Below are 18655 nucleotides of genomic sequence, written 5' to 3' on the forward strand. Positions count from 1 at the left end.
GATAGATTCGAGTCAATCTGTAAACAAAGGGCTAGGAAAATTCCTGCCCTTTTTATCCGATTAAATTTGTCACCCAGATTTGTTTGAGCCAACTGGTTGTTACCGGTATGCTCTGGATGATGTGTTTTGCGACGATACTCTTTTCAAGAGGATTTTGTACAGCCGCCATGGGAATGGTCGCCAAGATTGTCAAGGCCATTTGCAAGACAAATAAGGTCACCAACATGGACAAGATACCTGCTGAAACTTGGAACAACTTACCACCCAGTTTTTTACTAGGAAGTAAGTGTAAAAGAAGACCAAGCAAACGACCAATGCTATAGACAATCCCAAATACAAGCAAGTAGCCGATCCCTGCGTAAAAGACCTTATCCAACTGAAAGAGTTGATCCGATGGGAAAAAGAAAGTCCCCTGACCTTCCTGCGGATTTGCATAAGGGAGCAATAAATGGAATTGCTCTCCAAGTCCCTTATAAAACTGGCCAGCCACAAAAGCCGATGCCATGGCTGAAATCAGGTAATAGACCTGTAAGAGCAGGCCTCTCCGATAGCCGATATAAAATCCCCAAGCCAAGACCAATAGAAGAAGGAGTGAAATCATAAGGAATCCTCAATCTTGCTCTGTTCTTGCTTACAAGTCACAAGCTTGTGGCGGAGTTCTTCTAATTCTTGCTCCTTATCATCAAATTCAATCTCTCGGCTGAGCTGAGTTGATAAACAGTTGACTGCCAACAAAAGAGCGATTGTTTCATCGTCTGCACTAGGCATTTGTTCTTTAATTGCTTGGTATTTTTCTGTCGCAACCTTGGCGATTTCCTCCATAAAAAGGTTATCATGCTCGCTTGTCAAGGTTAATGATTTTTTCCCGAATGTAAATTTGAATCGATTTAGATTTGCCATAAAATTCACCTCACGATATTATACCAAAATTCGCTAATTTTGTCAGTTTTTACAAATTTACCTGCTTTTATGGTACAATAGAAACTATGGCAAGTATAACACTCACACCAAGTGAAAAGGAGATTAAGGCTTTTCTTGAACACTATCAAACCAGTCTGGCTCCCAGCAAGAATCCCTATATCCGCTACTTTTTACGACTACCTCAAGCAACCGTTTCTATCTATACTTCTGGAAAGGTCTTGCTTCAGGGTGAAGGGGCCGAGAAATATGCTAGTTTCTTTGGCTATCAAGTTGTAGAGGAAACCAGGGGACAAAATTTCCCTTTAATTGGGACAGATGAAGTAGGGAATGGTTCCTACTTTGGTGGGCTTGCAGTTGTGGCTTCCTTTGTCACACCTGACCAGCATGCCTTCTTGCGAAAACTCGGTGTGGGGGATTCCAAAACTCTGACTGACCAAAAGATCCGTCAGATTGCCCCTATCCTCAAAGAAAAAATCCAGCACCAGGCACTGCTTCTCTCACCAAGCAAGTACAACGAGATCATCGGAGACCGCTACAATGCTGTTTCTGTTAAGGTAGCCCTCCATAATCAGGCTATCTATCTCCTCCTTCAAAAAGGCATTCAGCCTGAGAAAATTGTGATTGATGCCTTTACCAGTGCTAAAAATTATGACAAGTACTTGGCACAAGAGGCCAATCGTTTCAGCAATCCTATCAGCTTAGAAGAAAAGGCTGAGGGCAAATACTTGGCTGTCGCAGTTTCTTCTATCATTGCGCGTGATCTCTTTCTAGAAAATCTTGAAAATCTGGGTCGAGAACTGGGCTATCAGCTTCCAAGTGGAGCTGGAACGACTTCTGATAAGGTAGCTAGCCAGATTTTGCAAGCCTATGGTATGCAGGGACTTAACTTCTGCGCCAAACTGCACTTTAAAAATACTGAAAAAGCGAAAAAACGCTTAGAAAGGTAAGTTATGAATTCATTTAAAAATTTCTTAAAAGAGTGGGGATTATTCCTCCTGATTCTGTCATTACTAGCTTTAAGCCGTATCTTTTTTTGGAGTAACGTCCGCGTAGAAGGACATTCCATGGATCCTACTCTAGCGGATGGCGAAATTCTCTTTGTCGTTAAACACCTCCCTATTGACCGTTTTGATATCGTGGTGGCCCATGAAGAAGATGGCAATAAGGACATCGTCAAACGTGTCATCGGAATGCCTGGTGACACCATCCGTTACGAAAACGATAAACTTTACATCAATGACAAAGAGACAGATGAGCCTTACCTAGCTGACTACATCAAACGCTTCAAGGATGACAAACTCCAAAGCACTTACTCAGGCAAGGGCTTTGAAGGAAATAAAGGCACTTTCTTTAGAAGTATCGCTCAAAAAGCCCAAGCCTTCACAGTTGATGTTAACTACAACACCAATTTTAGCTTTACTGTCCCAGAAGGAGAATACCTTCTCCTCGGAGACGACCGCCTGGTTTCTAGCGACAGCCGCCACGTAGGTACCTTCAAAGCAAAAGATATCACAGGGGAAGCCAAATTCCGCTTCTGGCCAATCACCCGTATCGGAACATTTTAAGAGACCTAAGAGGCCGAGAATCAACAATCTCAGCCTCTTCTTCTATCGTGAGACGATAATTATTCACTACCCAGTTTGATTAAGATAGAAACAAAGTTATACTCAATGAAAATCAAAGAACAAACTAGGAAGCTAGCCGCAGGCTGTACTTGAGTACGGCAAGGCGAAGCTGACGTGGTTTGAAGAGATTTTCGAAGAGTATTAACTCTCACCTATTTATGCAAAGGAATCTTATGGAAGTTTATTTTTCAGGAACCATTGAACGGATTATTTTTGAAAATCCTAGCAATTTTTATCGCATCCTTCTCCTAGAAATCGACGATACGGACGCAGAGGATTTTGATGATTTTGAAATCATTGTCACGGGTACCATGGCTGACGTGATTGAGGGAGAAGACTATACTTTTTGGGGACAAATTGTCCAGCACTCCAAGTATGGGGAACAACTGCAAATCAGCCGGTATGAACGTGCAAAACCAACTAGCAAGGGACTAGTTAAGTATTTTTCAAGTAGCCATTTCAAGGGAATTGGTCTCAAGACAGCTCAGAAAATCGTGGACACCTATGGCGACAATACCATTGACGAAATTTTGCAACACCCAGAAAAGCTAGAAGGCATCGCAGGTCTCTCTGCCAAAAATCGCGAGGCTTTCGTCTCCACTCTCCGTCTCAACTACGGAACGGAGATGGTTTTGGCCAAACTAGCCAACTACGGCATTCCCAATAAACTAGCCTTTCAGATTCAAGACTTTTACAAGGAAGAAACTCTTGATGTGGTTGAAAATTATCCCTACCAATTGGTTGAGGATATCAAGGGTTTAGGCTTTACTATTGCTGACCAATTAGCGGAAGAACTCGGCATCGAAAGTCAGGCTCCTGAGCGCTTTCGTGCCGGTCTAGTTCACAGTCTTTTTCAGGCCTGTATGGGAACAGGGGACACCTATGTTGAAGCACGGGATTTGCTGGAACAAACCCTTACTCTCCTTGAATCTTCCCGTCCCGTGGAACTGGATCCTAGCCAAGTAGCCCAAGAACTCTCCTACCTGATCGAAGAAGACAAGGTTCAGCAGATTGATACAAAAATCTTTGATAACAGCCTCTTTTTCGCTGAGGAAGGCATCCGCAGTCACTTGGTTCGTATCCTTGAAAAAGGAAAACAGAAGAGCCAGGATTTAGAAACTATTCAAAAGCATATCACTACTGTCGAGGAAGAACTGGGAATTGAGTATGATAACATTCAAAAACAAGCTATCTGTGATGCTATCCAGAACAAGGTCTTTATCCTAACAGGTGGACCTGGTACTGGTAAGACAACGGTTATCAATGGTATCATCGCTGTTTACGCCCTTTTAGAAGGACTTGACCTCAGGAAAAAAAGTAATCTGCCGATTCTTCTTGCTGCTCCAACTGGCCGAGCCGCTAGGCGCATGAATGAATTGACTGCCTTGCCTAGCGCGACCATACACCGTCACTTGGGAATGACAGGGGACGATGATACCAGTCATCTGGAAGATTATCTGGATGCTGACTTTATCATCGTGGATGAATTTTCTATGGTGGATACTTGGCTGGCCAATCAACTCTTCTCCAACATCTCTTCTAAGAGTAAAATCCTCATCGTGGGCGACAGCGACCAGTTGCCTTCTGTCAGTCCTGGACAGGTTCTAGCGGATCTGCTTCATATTCCTTTGATTCCTCAGACTCGCTTGGAAAAAATTTACCGACAAAGCGAAGAATCAACCATCGTCACCCTAGCTAGTCAGATTAGACAGGGCATCCTGCCAGCTGATTTCACCCAGAAAAAAGCAGACCGTTCCTACTTTGAAATTGCTAGTGGCTATATTCCTGCTACCATTGAAAAGATCTTAGGCGCTGCCCTCAGAAGTGGTATCCCTGCCCGTGATATCCAAGTTCTGGCTCCCATGTATCGAGGAACTGCAGGGATTGATGCTATCAATCAGCTCATGCAAGACCTGCTCAATCCACCACAAAAAGACCAAGTCAGTTTTGAAGCTCCCCAGTGCCACTATCGTAAGGGAGATAAGGTCATTCACTTGGTCAACGATGCTGAAATCAATGTCTTCAATGGTGATTTAGGTGCTATCACAGACCTGATTCCTGGAAAATACACTGAGTCGAAACAAGACGAGATTGTCATTGATTTTGATGGCAATGAAGTCTCTTACCCACGTAACGAATGGTACAAGATTCGCTTGGCCTATGCCATGAGTATCCATAAATCCCAGGGAAGTGAGTTCCCTGTTGTCATCCTACCTATCACCAGTGCTAGCCGACGTATGCTGGAGCGGAATCTCATCTATACAGCCATTACACGCGCCAAAAGCAAGCTTATCTTACTAGGCGAATTACAGGCCTTCGACTATGCCACCCAGCATATCGGAACTGCCCGAAAAACCTATCTGATTGAACGCTTCAGTGATTTATTGGAGAATGTTGAAGAAAAGCAACAAGCGGTCTCTGAAACAGTCACATCAAGTACCTCTGAACAATCCTACATCTTAACCGAAGAAAACTGGGACAGCATCCCCGCCATGATTGGGATTACAGACGTAGACCTCAAAGAGATTTTTGGAAAATAGTGCATAAGAAAACCCACCAATTCAGGTGGGATTTTTGTTTATTAAGATTATTTAACTGTTGCTGTGCTTGTGATCAATTCAACAGCTTTTTTAATTGTGATGTCGTGTTTCAACATATCAGCTGAAAGCAAGCTTTGTACTTGTGCAACTTCCATGTTGTAATCTGCAGCCAATTGCTCGATTTCTTTTTGGATTTCTTCTTCTGAAGCATCAAATCCTTCAGCTTTGGCAACTGCTTCGATAACAAGGTTAGTCTTAGTACGTGACTCAGCTTCTCCCTCGTATTGTTTGTGAAGATCTTCTTGAGTAGTTCCAGTGATTTGGAAGTACATGTCAGGGTTGATACCTTGACGTTGCAAGTTTCCAAGGAATTCGTTTACTGAACGGTGAACTTCTTCGTGGATCATTTCTTCTGGAAGTTCTACGATTTCAGCGTTTTCTACAGCTTTATCAATTGCTGCACCTTCAACGGCATCTTTGTAAGCTTCTTCTTTAGCAGCAGCCAATTCGTTACGGTATTTTTCTTTCAATTCAGCAAGTGTTTCAACTTCTTCGTCGATATCTTTTGCAAGTTCATCGTCAAGAGCTGGAACTTCTTTAGCTTTAACTTCGTGGATAGTTGTCACGAATTTAGCTTCTTTACCTGCAAGGTCTTCTGCTTGGTAGTCTTCTGGGAATGTTACGATAACGTCAACAGTTTCACCAGCTGAGTGACCTACCAATTGGTCTTCAAAACCAGGGATGAATTGACCTGAACCAAGTCCAAGTGAGAAGTTTTCACCTTTTCCACCGTCAAATTCAACACCGTCGATAGAACCAACGAAATCGATGACAACAGTGTCGCCGTTTTCAGCAGCAGCTTCTTTGATAACCAATTCAGCCAAGTTGTTGCGTTCGCGTTCAATACGCTCTTCAACGTCAGCGTCAGTTACTTCTTTTTCTAGATCAACTGATACTTCAAGGTTTTTGTAGTCACCCAATTTTACTTCAGGTTTTGTAACGACTTCAGCAGTGATAACCCAGTCTTGACCTTTTTCCATTGAAGTTACATCAATTTTTGGTTGAGCAACGACTTCAAGACCAGCTTCTTTTACAGCTGCTTCATAAGCGTTTGGCAAAAGAGCGTTCATAACGTCTTGATAAAGTGATTCTTCACCAAATTTCTTGTCGAAGATAGGGCGTGGAAGGTGACCTTTACGGAAACCTGGAACATTAAGAGATTTCTTCACTGAGTTGAAGACACGGTCCAATTCTGGTTTGATTTGGTCTTGAGAGATAGTGAAAGTCAAGACACCACGGTTTGTTTCTTTGTTTTCAAATGATACAGACATTCTGTCATTTCTCCTTAAAATTTTTAAATACAGTCTATTATAACATAAATGGTCGACTTTTTTCAAGTAATGAATGCGCTTTTCAATCACGCTAGAGGTACTTGCTTGCTTCTTTAATGCTAAGGTCAGCTATTTCTCCAATATTATTTTTGCATATCTGTTAAAAGTCCTCATGCCCCACCAAGTGGTGCTGAAAGGCATAGACTACAGCCTGGGTACGATCGCTGACTTCAAGTTTGGCTAGGATATTAGACACATGGGTCTTGACCGTCTTGAGAGAGATAAAAAGTTCGTCTGCGATACGCTGATTTTCGTAGCCCTTGGCGATGAGTTGGAGAACATCTCGCTCACGCGCAGTCAAGTCCTCATGTAGTTCTATGTGATTGCGGTGGTATTCGACCTTCTTGCTGACCTCTTGTTCAATAGCCAGCTCGCCAGCAGCCACCTTACGGACGGCATGGAGCAGTTCGTCTGCACTAGAAGTCTTGAGCATATAGCCACGAGCACCTGCATCTAAGACGGGCATGATTTTTTCATTGTCCAAATAAGAGCTCACAATCAAAATCTTAGCTTCAGACCATTCTTTGAGGATGGCTAAGGTCGCGTCAATCCCATTCATCTCAGGCATAACAATATCCATGACAATAACATCTGGACGCAATTTCAAGGCTAAGTCAATACCCTGAAACCCGTTGGACGCTTCCCCTACAACTTCTACATCATCTTGGAGGTCAAAGTAGCTTTTCAAGCCCAATCGGACCATTTCATGGTCATCTACTAGTAAAATTTTCATCTCTACTCCTTTATAACTCATTATCTAACAGGGGAATACGGATATCAACCGCCAGACCTTGCTTGGGAGCTGTCAAGAGTTGAACTGTTCCTGCCATATCTTCGACTCGCTCCTTGATGTTTCGCAGTCCATAACTCAAGTCGTCTAAGCTCCCTAACTGGAAACCAATCCCATTGTCCACTACCTTCAGTTGCAATTCAACATCTGTCTGATAGAGATAGACATCTAGGCAAGAGGCCTGGGCATGGCGGAGGGTATTGCTGATCAACTCTTGCAGGATACGGAAGATATGCTCCTCAATTTTCTTAGGTAATTTCGTTACATTATGCTTGAAACTAACCTTGAGATCACTCTTGTCCTCAAGCTCTTTTAAGAGGATTTGAATTCCCTCAACCAGACTCTTTTGCTCCAGTTCAACTGGTCGCAAATGCAAGAGCAAGACCCGCAAATCCTTCTGGGCTGTTTCTAAAATAGCTGTGACACTCTGCAACTGGGTCTGCATCTTTTCTCTATCCAATTTCAAAGACTGCTGGCTGACACCTGACAAAATCATGTGGGCCGCAAACAACTCCTGACTGACTGTATCGTGCAAATCCCGAGCAATCCGCTTCCGTTCTTTCTCGATGATTTCCTCTTCCTGAGCAAGACTCTGATTTTCTGCTTTTTGAAGAGCTTCTGTCAAAAGGTTAAGTTTACCTGACAAGGACTTGAAACTGGCATCCAAATCTGGATCTGCAAGCTGAACCACTTCTTGCCCTGCCAATATACGCTTGAGATTAGCCTGCATTTTTCTTAGAGAAAGCTCTTCGATACCTCTCCAAAACAGGGCTAAGAGAAAGGTCAGGGACATGCTGAATACCAGCAGCAAAAAGACAAATTTTTCTGTTTTTTCGACATCATGCAGGAAAATAGACCAGTCAAAGTCAAGGATTTCCATCAAGCTGTGGGAGAAAAACAAGACAAATAATAAGGAGGTGAGAGCAATGATTACATAGGCTTGTTTTTTCATCCTCTGATCACCTCCACATCCCCAATCATAGTAGTCAAGAAAATCTTGACACTCTTGTTACTCTTGAGATAGTCTTTTGTTTCTTGATGATAGTGTTCATTGCGGAGGGCACGCTTGGGCTGGTTGAAAAAAGTCAAATCACCATAGAGACAGTTAACGCTGAGACTAACTTCTACATCTACGGGCACAATGATTTTAGTTGTTCCTACCATCTTTCTGAGGATAATGACATTGTCATGATTGGTTAGGATGACCCTCTCCAGATGAATAGTGTCCTTGCCCATGAGACGAAAAAGATTGATATCATCAAACTGGCAAGTCTGGTAGCTTGAAAAATGATGGAGATTTCCAAACCAACGATTTTTCTCCTTCTTAACCGTTACCACCTCTTCAAAAACCAAATTTGTCTGCTCTTTTTCCTGATTCATCATCGGATAAAGAAGAAAGAGGCTATAGATGACCGCAACAAAAATAGCTAGAATCACAAAAGGATTGAGCATGACGATGAAAAAGAAGAGAATGCTTGCCACCACTAAAAGAAGATTATTGCCCTCTTTACCAGTGTAATAGCGAATCAAAAGCAAAAAGAGGAATAAAATCAGCAGAAAACGCGAAAAATGCTCTGAAACCATCAAAATCAGAGCTCCTGTCAAAAGACAGGTTTCGATAAACAAAAAGATTTTAAATTTTCTCATAGGTCCATCCTCTCCCTTCTATTTTATCACAATTCAAAAAAGTCACCTCGGTCTGAAGATGGAAAAAAAGGCGGTGGTTACGCCTTTTTCATCTGATCCTTTGCTTCTTTTAATTTTCCATAAAGAAGATAGTCTACTTTTTGCAAATCTGCTATGGCGGCACAATTAAGAGCACACATAATCAAACGCAGATCGTCTTTCCAGCCTTGGACAATGTCGATCACTTCTTCAACTGTGTAGCTTTCAACCAATTCCAGAACTGTTCGAGACAGTCCTACAGCCTTGGCACCAAAGACCAAACACTTAATCATATCCAGCGGATTTCGAATCCCTCCGCTAACCAAAAGTTCAACCTTGTCTTTCCAGTCTTGGGCATTAAGAAGGGCTTGCATAGTAGACTGCCCCCATTGATTAAGGTAATCACGTCGGCCACTGCGACGGTTTTCGATATAAGCAAAGCTGGTGCCACCACGACCTGACAGGTCAAAGGTTCGAACGCCCAATTTATAGGCTCTTTCAATGGTCTTTGCATCCATTCCAAAGCCAACTTCCTTTAAGACAATAGGAACGGGGATTTGCTTGCTATAGTCTGCCAGATGCGATTGCCAGCTTCTGAACGTTCTTTCTCCCTCTGGCATGAGCAATTCCTGCATGACATTGACATGCACTTGTAAAAGTAAAGGATTCATCTCCGTCACAGTCTGCAAACCAAGTTCAACCGGCTTGTCCAATCCAATATTGGTTCCAAGAAGGAGATTTGGATGGCTAGACTTGACAGAAAAAGAGGCATCTGATGGATCTTTGAGAGCCGCACTATAAGAGCCCGTCACAAACAAAATCTCACAGGCTTCTGCTACCTGAGCTAGTTTTTGATTGATTTCTCTGCCCTTATCGCTTCCACCCGTCATGGCATTGATATAAAAAGGAAAATCCCACTTTCGACCAGCAAACTCTGTCGACAGATCGACTTCATCCAGGTCGTAAAGAGGCAAGGAAGAATGAATCAACTCCACCTCATCAAAGCTATTATAGGAACTTTTCTGCTCAAGGGCATAGCGGATGTGCTCATCCTTACGATTTGTCGTCATGTCCTATCCTTTCTTGGTATAAGAGCTCAATCCCCAGATCGGCCCAACGGTTTTTTAGGGTTTCAGTTGATTGCTCATCAAAACTCAAGGCAATACCACAGTCACCACCACCAGCACCGCTACTCTTGGCAACAGCTTGCAAATCTTGACTGGCTTCTTTCAACTGTCTAAGCGAAGGTGTGTAAATATCTGCGCTCAAGCCTTCTAAGAGCTTGCTAGCTCTTTCCACCTGCTCGATGATTTTTTCTGATTTCCCCTGCTTCAAAGCTTCTACCAAAGCAGCCACTGTTTCTTTTGAGGAACTTAAAAAATTCTGATTGATATTTTGCTTGATTTGCTTGACCATATCACTAGATACGGCCACTTCCTTGGTCCATCCCACTAGGAAATCACATTCTAGGGCAGGTTGTACGTGTGAGATTGAAAAGCCCCAATCACGCTCTAAAACTGTCGCCAAATTTTCTTCTTCCAACCAAGTAGCCACTTTCTGGCGATCAAATGACTGGTAAAGAACCAAATCCTCTGCCACGATACAGGCAAGGTCCCCCATAGAACCATTGTCTCCTCGCTTGAGCAAGACAGCACTAGCCAGCTTAAATAAGAGCTCCTGATCCACTGAAACATCATACAGAGCCAGCAAAGCCTTAATAACCAAGACAACGACGCTGCCACTAGAGCCCAGACCAAACTTTTTCCCTCCTCTTTCCATTTTGCCACGGATTTCCAAAGAAAAAGGTCGTAAGATATGCCCACGATAAACAAGGAAATCTTCCACTAAAGCAATCGTTTCTTGAATCAAACTGTAGTCAGGATTTGGCGTCAAATCCACTGCGAAATCAAACATATCTGAGTAGATACGGTAACTATCAGAAAAAGCAATATCACCCTTCATATAGATGGGAATGGCCTTTATCAAGGCCAACTGCCCTGGCTCTAAAATAGCATACTCACCTGCCCAATAGAGCTTTCCGCAAGTTTTAACAGTAATCATCTTGACTCAAATCCTTTGTTTTTGACACAATCAAGCGATAACGTTGACCGAAGATTTCTGATAAATGCTCCAAGTCTTTCTCTTGACAGAGGACTTTGACATTGGGACCAGCATCCATAGTAAAGTAGCAGGCTTCCCCTTGCTCACGAAGCTGGCGAACAAAGTCCATGGCTTCATAGCTTGCATCCGTCAGATAAGAAAAGGCTGGTGATGCTGTTTTTGTCGTAGCGTGCATAGCCAGGGCATTTTTCTCCGTTAATTCCCCAACCTTGGCAAAGTCATTTTCCTTGAGATAAACCAGCATATCCTGATAATCCTTCTCAGACTGACGCACCCAGTCATCAAAGGTCGTCGAGGTTTCCACACAAAGTTTCATCCCGTCACGGCTAGAGATTGGTTTTTTCTTATCCTCTAGCACCAACATAATCATAGCTAGTTTCAAGTCTGTCTCTACAGGGTAAATTTCCCCGCTATCCTTGTCCCAGGCACCAAGTGGTCCATAAAAACTCCGAGAAGAAGAGCCTGAGGCAAACTTAGCCTCCTGTGCCAACTGGCTCCGAGTCAATCCAAGCTTGAAATAAGCATTACAAGCCTTGACCAAGGCAGACAAACCGCTAGAACTTGAGGATAGGCCCGCTGCCGTAGGCATATTGTTTTGAGTATCGATACGGACAAAACCTTCTCCAACTGGGCGGTAGCGGTCGATTATTTTGCTCATCTTAGCATGCTCCGCCTCATTTTGTAGCTGACCATTGATGTAAAATTCATCAGCCGTTACATTGGCTGGTAAAGGCGACAAAGTCGTCTCCGTATACATATTCTCCAAAGTCAGAGAGATACTGCTAGTAGCAGGCACCATCTCTTTTTCTTCTTTCTTTCCCCAGTATTTAATAATAGCAATATTTGCGTAGGAACGTACTGTTACAGGCTCTCTATCCATGTCTGAACAGCTCCTTTCTCTTCTAATCTTTCTGCTAGTTCTTGTGCTTGTGTCAAATTGTCCGCCAAAGCTATGATACAGCCTCCAAGCCCACCACCGCTCATCTTGGCACCCAGAGCACCATGGTTAAGAGCCGTTTCTACCAGATGGTCTGCCTCAGGGCTACTGACACCAATTTCTTTTAGATGTAAATGCGCTTGACTGAGGATTTGCCCCAGTCCTTCAGCATCTTTTCGTGAAATCGCATCTTCTGCCTGCTGGGTCAATTCTCCCAAGGCATGCAAAAACGGCAGGGCATCCTTCCCCTTGCTTTGAACCACTTGAATAGCTTCACGAGTATGACCATAAACGCCCGTATCAGCAATCACCAAATAGGCAGATAAATCCATCTCAAGCTCTGTAAATCCTACATTCTTAATAAATCGAATAGGCTGGTCACTGAGACAGGTCTTGGCATCCAAACCACTTGGATTCATATGGGCAATCATCTCCGCCCGATTGACCAAGATTTCTAATATATCATGAGGCAGATTTGCCTGATAGTAGTCAAATACCGCACGAATGGCCGCTATGCTGATAGCAGCTGACGAACCCATTCCCCGTTTTTCAGGGATAGCCGAGTCAATCTCACAGCGAATGCAGGCTTCTGTGATATCTAAATACTCCAGTGAAGCATAAACTGCCATGGACAAGGTATCTTCCTCATAGAGGCGCCAAGGACTCTCTGCAGGAACTACCTTACAAGTCACCTCCACCTCCAAAAGAGGCAGGGAAATGGCAGGATAACCGTAAACGACCGCATGCTCCCCTATTAAAATTATCTTACTATGTGCCTGACCGACACCAACTTTTTTTGTCATGTTATCCTTTTACTAGACGGAAAGACCGTCTTATTTTTCACACAAGTATTTATTCTTTCCTATCTATTTTATTATATTTTCACAAAAAAAGCGATTGTTTCCTTCACAATCGCCTCTTTCATTATTGAACCCATTCGCCATTATAATTGATAGAATAGCCATCTACGGTCGTATTCACTGCTAAAGCACCTGAGCTATAAGCATAGTACCATTTGCCATTGACCTGGAACCAGCCTGTCTTCATATCTCCATTACCTGCATTTAGGTAGTACCAAGTTGAACCATCTTGATACCAACCAGTTACCATAGCTCCTGATGAACGGAGATAGTACCACTTGTTACCAAGGTATTGCCAGCCCGTTTTCATATCACCATTTTCAGCATCTAAATAGTACCAAGTTGAGCCTTCTTGATACCAGCCAGTCGCCATAGCTCCTGATGAACGGAGGTAGTACCACTTATTGCCAATTTGCTTCCAACCAGTTTGCATGATACCAGTTTCTGGGTCTAGGTAATACCACGGAGCAGGTTTGCTTCTATCAATGCCAAAAGTAACATAGAAATCTTGAGTCCAACCCTTAGCAACTTCACCAATTGGTAGTGGATTGTAAGAATCATCGCCAGAAATTCCTAGCTTATTTAAATAATACCAATTGCCGTCTTCATAAGTCCAACCTGTCTTTACAGCATAATTATTTTCAAAATAATAAGTTCTCTTTTCAGCAGATGGAGCATATTGTTCACCGTATACTTTTCCTGTATTTTCAGACGTTTTTGCCTCTAGTACCTGTTTATCTGTTTGTTCTAGCAAAGCACCATCTTGTCCAAAATAGTACCACTTCTCCTGAAGACCAATTTCTAAGACTGGACGATTATTAAATAAATTATCACGATAACCTGTTCCATGAATTTCTACGTATTGCCAACCGACAACCATCTCTCCTCTATCACCAAAATAGTAAGTTTTACCGTCTATTTTATGCCAATAGATTGCTTTATGATCATCTTTTACATAATATTTTCTATTATCCTTATCAACAAATTGGCCACCTGTGGTATCCGCAAATACAGTATTTGTAGCTAGCAAACCAAAGAAAAATGTTGCTAGTGCTACTTGCATCATTTTTTTCAAAAGCTTCATTTGTATCTCCTCCAAGATTAAATCCACTCACCAGATGAAGCAAAGTTATAGACTTTACCATCGATAGTTTGGCTACCTGTAACCATTGCTCCATTTGAATTGAGATAATACCAGTTTCCGTTTACTTTTGTCCAACCTGTCTTCATATCTCCATTACTTGCATTTAGATAGTACCAAGTTGAACCATCTTTCACCCAACCAGTTGCCATGGCTCCTGATGAACGGAGATAGTACCACTTGTTACCAAGATATTGCCAGCCTGTTTTCATATCGCCATTTTCAGCATCTAAATAGTACCAAGTTGAGCCTTCCTGATACCAGCCAGTTGTCATAGCTCCTGATGAACGGAGGTAGTACCACTTATTGCCAATTTGCTTCCAACCAGTTTGCATGATACCAGTTTCTGAATCTAGATAGTACCAAGCTGAACCATCATTTATCCAACCTGCACGTCTTTCACCACCAATATAGTTTTCTCCATTAATTTCCGTTTTAGCTAGATAATACCAATTAGACTGGTCATGAAGCCAACCTGTCTCTAAAGAATGATTTTGATTAAAGTAATAGTTCGTGTAAAAACTCTTCTCTTCTTTATCTTCCGGATTTGTACGTTTTTCCCCATACTTTCTTCCAACACTGTCTTTAGTTTTAACCTCTAATGCTTTCCAACCAACAAACTCTTGTAGCACTCCATTTTTGTCAAAGTAGTACCATTCTGGCATTGGGGAACCTTCTAATCTTATACCATTAGGATAAGGACCAATTGTATATCCTTTAACTGGCATTGGAATGTATTGCCAACCAACAACCATTTCACCATTATAATCAAAATAATAGGTCTTGCCATCAATCACTCGCCAGTCCGTTTCTTTGATGTCACCCTTCTTGTAGTAGGTTCTACCATTTTCTTGGACAAATTGCCAACCTTCTGAATCAGCATCATCCGCCAATACTGCACTTGTTGCTAGCAGACCAAAGAAAAAGATTGCTAATGCAATTTGCATCAATTTTTTTACTGTTTTCATTAGACGTATCCTCCATGACTGATTATAGCAAAGACCAAACTGCATGTCAATATATAGAAAACTCCTCAAAAAAAGCAGTTACAAAACTGCAACTGCTTTTCTATTCTTGCATGGTGTAACCAACACCACGAACGGTTTTAATGTAGCTTTTTTGACCTTTTACATCAAGCTTGCTACGTAGATAACGGATATAGACATCCACGATATTTGTTTCGGTCGCACTTTCATACTTCCAGACACTTTCCAACAACTGCTCACGAGTCAGAACTTTCTTGCTTCCCATAAGAGTAGCCAAGAGATCATACTCACGACGAGTCAAAGCAATCATCTCCTCGCCACGATAAACGGTATGATGTTCTACATCCATACGCAGATTGCGGTAAGACGTTGGAACCTTCATCTGACTACAGTGTTGGTCGATGAAGTCCCTACCTCGGAAAATCGCTGAAATACGAGCCACCAAATTGTCAATAATAACCGGCTTATAGATGTAAGAAACGGCAAAGAGTTGGATTGTCTCAATCTGATCTTGCAATTCTTCGCGATGGTCCAAGACCATAATCACTGAGGCTGGCTTAGTCCGACTCAGCTTATCTGCAAAATCCTGGGCTGTCATATCCCCCAGTTGAGCATTCAATAAAATCAAGTCATAGTCTGTCTGAAGAGCCATGGAGAGGGCTTTTTGCCCCTCCTCAACCTGATCAACTCGGTATTGCTCTTTTTGGAGTTCCAAACTTAAAAAATGAGCTAGATTTCTTTCTTTCTCAAGTAATAAAATCCGTTTCCCCATGGCAGACCTACTTATTTTTCGTCATACCAAGAGTAGTGGAATGTTCCTTCTTTGTCTTTACGTTGGTAAGTGTGGGCACCAAAGTAGTCACGTTGCGCTTGGATCAAGTTAGCTGGAAGGTCAGCTGAACGGTAGCTATCAAAGTAAGTAATAGCTGCTGAGAAAGTTGGCACTGGCACACCAGCTTGAACCGCAAGAGCTACGATATCACGCACTGCTTGTTGGTACTTAGCAGTAACGTCCAAGAAGTATTCATCCAAAAGAAGGTTGGCAAGGTCTGCATCACGGTTGTAAGCATCTGTAATCTTTTGCAAGAAACGAGAACGGATGATACAGCCATCACGCCAGATAGATGCGATGTCTGCAAATGGCAAGTTCCAGTTGTTTTCTTTAGAAGCTACACGCAATTGAGCAAAACCTTGTGCGTATGAAATGATTTTTGAGAAGTAAAGGGCTTGACGGATTTTTTCAATCAACTCAGCCTTGTCTCCTTCAAATTTGAAGGCAGCTGGTTTTGGAAGAACCTTGCTAGCATGCACACGTTCTTCTTTGTAAGTTGAAATATAACGTGCAAATACTGACTCAGTGATGAGTGACAATGGCACACCAAGGTCAAGTGATGATTGGCTAGTCCATTTACCAGTTCCCTTGTTACCTGCAGCATCAAGGATATAGTCTACGATTGGTCCATCTTGACCTTCATCGTCTTTACGGCTCAAGATATCAGCTGTGATTTCGATCAAGTAGCTGTCCAATTCACCCTTATTCCACTCAGTAAAGATTTCAGCCATATCTTCTGCTGAAAGACCTAGCAAGTGTTGCATCAAGTCATAACTTTCTGCGATCAATTGCATATCACCGTACTCGATACCGTTGTGAACCATTTTCACATAGTGACCAGCTCCATCAGGACCGATGTAAGTCACACATGGTTTGCCATCTTCTGGCGCTTTAGCTGAGATTTCTTCAAGAACATCTGCAACCAATTCGTAGGCCTCTTTTTGTCCACCAGGCATAATAGAAGGACCTTCAAGGGCACCTTTTTCACCACCAGAAACCCCCGTACCGATAAAGTTGATACCTGAGTTTGCCAATTCTTCATTACGACGGATTGTATCTTTGTAGAAAGTGTTTCCACCGTCAATCAAGATATCACCCTTGTCAAGGTGCGGAAGAAGGGCTTGAATTGTAGCATCTGTACCAGGTCCAGCTTGAACCATGAGCATGATACGACGAGGTTTTTCGATTGAGTTTACAAAACTTTCAACGTCATAGCTTGGTACAAAGTTCTTTTCAGGATGGCAAGCAATTACATCTTCAGTTTTTTCTTTACTACGGTTGTAAATAGCAACTGTGTAACCACGAGATTCAATATTAAGGGCAAGGTTACGACCCATTACGGCCATACCAACAACACCAAAGTTAGCTTTTGTCATTTGACACTCCTCTTGTTTAATTTGTTTTATTTTATCATTTTTATTTTTGAAAAGAAAGAATTTTGTAACAACCGTTTAGTAGTCCAAAGCATCCGCATGTCCAGAACCATTTCCAACAAAGTATCCTGTCTTACAGTTAAGGGTAAAGAGATAGGTTCCATCTGGCTTGTAGAGGTTGTAATAACCATTGCCATTAACGATATTGACACGTTCAAGGATATATTGGTTACCAGTGATATAACCACGTGAGCGTGAAGTCGCTAGGATTTTTTCCAAGACACCATCCGCGAAATCCCAAGCAGAGTTATTGCTATCATCAACAGCTGATTGATTGAACGGCACACGACTCGAAGCTCTCTGGAGGTCAACTCCAAAACTTGATAAACCACCATGGCTATCATCACGTGCAGAAACTGAATTGTTTGATGAGACGCTTGAAGATGGACTTGTGTTGTCTGTAGCCCTCTCTGTTGATGAACTTGAACTTTCTTGACTTGAGCTTGAACTTGAACTTGAAGGAGCTGTTTGTTGACTCTTACCTAGACTGATAGCCTTATCTAGCACTTTATCAATCTCCGTATTTCCAGTTTTAATATCTGTAAATTTAGCATCTGATTTAGCTTTAGCGTTAGTATCCAAAACTCCATCTACAATAGCTGGCTTATCAAATTGAGCATTGACATCTTGAATAGCCTTGATTTGAGTTGCTAGACTATCATACTTAGATTTTGCAAGCGTATATTCACGACTACCTTCTAGCTTATCAAGCAAGGTTTTAAGTTGATTCAGTTTATCAAACTGGCTATTCTTCAAAGCCGTTTTGTTGCTATCTGTATAGAAGGCATCATATAAATTATTGAATTCTTCCACATCTGACTGCGTGTTTGTAGTTGATTGAGAAGTCTGGATTTCCTTGGTCGAACGATCCACTTGACGATAAACATAATAACCAGTTCCAAGGATAAGAACTACTAATGCTGCTAGAATACCGTAAAGCACCCATTTCTTCTTACTATTTCCATCTTCACTATCTGTCACTCGAGAAAGTGTTGGAATATCTTCAGTCTCAAATTCTTCTACAAGAGGTGCTTCTGAAACTCGTGTTAATTCTAAATCATCAAACTGACTCAACTCATCTTCTGGAGCTGGAGAATCTACTCCTGTTCCCTCACGAAGCTCTTGAAGTAAATTATCTAGAGTCTGAGTCTCCTCTACCTCTTCTACCTCTTCTTTTTCAACTAAATCATCCTTGCTAAACTGACGCGTTTCAAACTTATCTGCCTCAATTTCATCTTTGTGTTGTTTCACATACTTGTCCAAGATAGAATCTCCAGGCAGTACACCTGCTTCCACCTCTTCATTTTTTAGCATGGCTTCTCCAACCGTTAGCTCTTTGGCATCATCAAAATCAAATTGCGCTTCTTGATGTTCTGTTATATGACGATCATGTCTTTTCTTACTCATGAGTTT

At 42.2% G+C, this 18655-nt stretch carries 18 protein-coding genes; 3 read left to right on the plus strand and 15 right to left on the minus strand.

The window, feature by feature from the left end; genetic code table 11:
- Positions 1 to 52 precede the first annotated feature (52 nt).
- Together N8M95_RS03500 and zapA are read right to left on the minus strand one after the other, a co-directional pair.
- Positions 53 to 601 carry a CvpA family protein gene (locus tag N8M95_RS03500; RefSeq protein ID WP_049486941.1) on the minus strand — a complete coding sequence of 183 codons (549 nt, stop codon included), beginning with the start codon at positions 599 to 601 and terminating at the stop codon, positions 53 to 55.
- The gene (zapA, locus tag N8M95_RS03505; protein WP_000002019.1) at positions 598 to 900 is read right to left on the minus strand and encodes a cell division protein ZapA; all 303 of its coding nucleotides are present in this window, start codon (positions 898 to 900) and stop codon (positions 598 to 600) included. The genes N8M95_RS03500 and zapA overlap by 4 nt, the downstream gene beginning before the upstream one ends.
- Positions 901 to 986: 86 nt before the next feature.
- Between zapA and rnhC the strand changes: the two genes are divergently transcribed.
- The 3 genes from rnhC (at position 987) to recD2 (ending at position 5086) form a co-directional block, all read left to right on the plus strand.
- Positions 987 to 1868, plus strand: coding sequence for a ribonuclease HIII (gene rnhC / locus N8M95_RS03510; RefSeq protein ID WP_261116630.1), 882 nt, complete (start codon positions 987 to 989; stop codon positions 1866 to 1868).
- A gap of 3 nt (positions 1869 to 1871) precedes the next feature.
- Positions 1872 to 2486, plus strand: a complete 615-nt coding sequence (gene lepB / locus N8M95_RS03515; protein WP_001083986.1) for a signal peptidase I — start codon at positions 1872 to 1874, stop codon at positions 2484 to 2486.
- A 233-nt stretch (positions 2487 to 2719) separates the two neighbouring features.
- On the plus strand, positions 2720 to 5086 hold the full coding sequence (gene recD2 / locus N8M95_RS03520; RefSeq protein WP_261116631.1) for an SF1B family DNA helicase RecD2: 2367 nt from the start codon (positions 2720 to 2722) through the stop codon (positions 5084 to 5086).
- Positions 5087 to 5133: 47 nt separating this feature from the next.
- On the opposite strand, the gene tig is transcribed toward recD2, so the two are convergent.
- From tig to mapZ, 13 genes are all read right to left on the minus strand, one after another.
- Positions 5134 to 6417, minus strand: coding sequence for a trigger factor (gene tig, locus N8M95_RS03525; RefSeq protein WP_153209186.1), 1284 nt, complete (start codon positions 6415 to 6417; stop codon positions 5134 to 5136).
- Between the two features lie 160 nt (positions 6418 to 6577).
- Positions 6578 to 7210: a response regulator transcription factor gene (locus tag N8M95_RS03530; protein WP_261116632.1), complete on the minus strand. Its 633-nt coding sequence runs from the start codon at positions 7208 to 7210 to the stop codon at positions 6578 to 6580.
- A gap of 10 nt (positions 7211 to 7220) precedes the next feature.
- The gene (locus N8M95_RS03535; protein WP_261116633.1) at positions 7221 to 8219 is read right to left on the minus strand and encodes an envelope stress sensor histidine kinase LiaS; all 999 of its coding nucleotides are present in this window, start codon (positions 8217 to 8219) and stop codon (positions 7221 to 7223) included.
- Positions 8216 to 8914: a cell wall-active antibiotics response protein LiaF gene (liaF, locus tag N8M95_RS03540; protein WP_261116634.1), complete on the minus strand. Its 699-nt coding sequence runs from the start codon at positions 8912 to 8914 to the stop codon at positions 8216 to 8218. Before liaF ends, N8M95_RS03535 begins: the two co-directional genes overlap by 4 nt.
- A 77-nt stretch (positions 8915 to 8991) precedes the next feature.
- Positions 8992 to 10002 (minus strand): type 2 isopentenyl-diphosphate Delta-isomerase, encoded by a 1011-nt coding sequence (gene fni, locus N8M95_RS03545; protein ID WP_125409177.1) that lies wholly within the window; start codon positions 10000 to 10002, stop codon positions 8992 to 8994.
- A complete protein-coding gene (locus tag N8M95_RS03550; RefSeq protein ID WP_261116635.1) occupies positions 9986 to 10993 on the minus strand; it encodes a phosphomevalonate kinase in 1008 nt (335 codons plus the stop codon). The genes fni and N8M95_RS03550 overlap by 17 nt, the downstream gene beginning before the upstream one ends.
- Positions 10980 to 11933, minus strand: coding sequence for a diphosphomevalonate decarboxylase (mvaD, locus tag N8M95_RS03555; RefSeq protein ID WP_261116636.1), 954 nt, complete (start codon positions 11931 to 11933; stop codon positions 10980 to 10982). The genes N8M95_RS03550 and mvaD overlap by 14 nt, the downstream gene beginning before the upstream one ends.
- Complete coding sequence (gene mvk, locus N8M95_RS03560; protein WP_261116637.1) at positions 11915 to 12793, minus strand: mevalonate kinase; 879 nt, start codon at positions 12791 to 12793, stop codon at positions 11915 to 11917. The genes mvaD and mvk overlap by 19 nt, the downstream gene beginning before the upstream one ends.
- Positions 12794 to 12914: 121 nt before the next feature.
- Positions 12915 to 13934: a choline-binding protein CbpC gene (gene cbpC / locus N8M95_RS03565; RefSeq protein ID WP_261116638.1), complete on the minus strand. Its 1020-nt coding sequence runs from the start codon at positions 13932 to 13934 to the stop codon at positions 12915 to 12917.
- A 17-nt stretch (positions 13935 to 13951) separates the two neighbouring features.
- The gene (cbpJ, locus tag N8M95_RS03570; RefSeq protein ID WP_261116639.1) at positions 13952 to 14959 is read right to left on the minus strand and encodes a choline-binding protein CbpJ; all 1008 of its coding nucleotides are present in this window, start codon (positions 14957 to 14959) and stop codon (positions 13952 to 13954) included.
- A 100-nt stretch (positions 14960 to 15059) separates the two neighbouring features.
- A complete protein-coding gene (locus tag N8M95_RS03575; RefSeq protein ID WP_033682289.1) occupies positions 15060 to 15749 on the minus strand; it encodes a response regulator transcription factor in 690 nt (229 codons plus the stop codon).
- 11 nt (positions 15750 to 15760) lie between these two features.
- A complete protein-coding gene (gene gndA / locus N8M95_RS03580) occupies positions 15761 to 17185 on the minus strand; it encodes an NADP-dependent phosphogluconate dehydrogenase (RefSeq protein WP_000158778.1) in 1425 nt (474 codons plus the stop codon).
- A 75-nt stretch (positions 17186 to 17260) separates the two neighbouring features.
- A complete protein-coding gene (mapZ, locus tag N8M95_RS03585; protein ID WP_084950836.1) occupies positions 17261 to 18649 on the minus strand; it encodes a cell division site-positioning protein MapZ in 1389 nt (462 codons plus the stop codon).
- Between the last annotated feature and the right edge of the window lie 6 nt (positions 18650 to 18655).

This window comes from Streptococcus mitis, assembly GCF_946190325.1.
GTDB classification, from domain to species: Bacteria; Bacillota; Bacilli; order Lactobacillales; family Streptococcaceae; genus Streptococcus; species Streptococcus mitis_CF.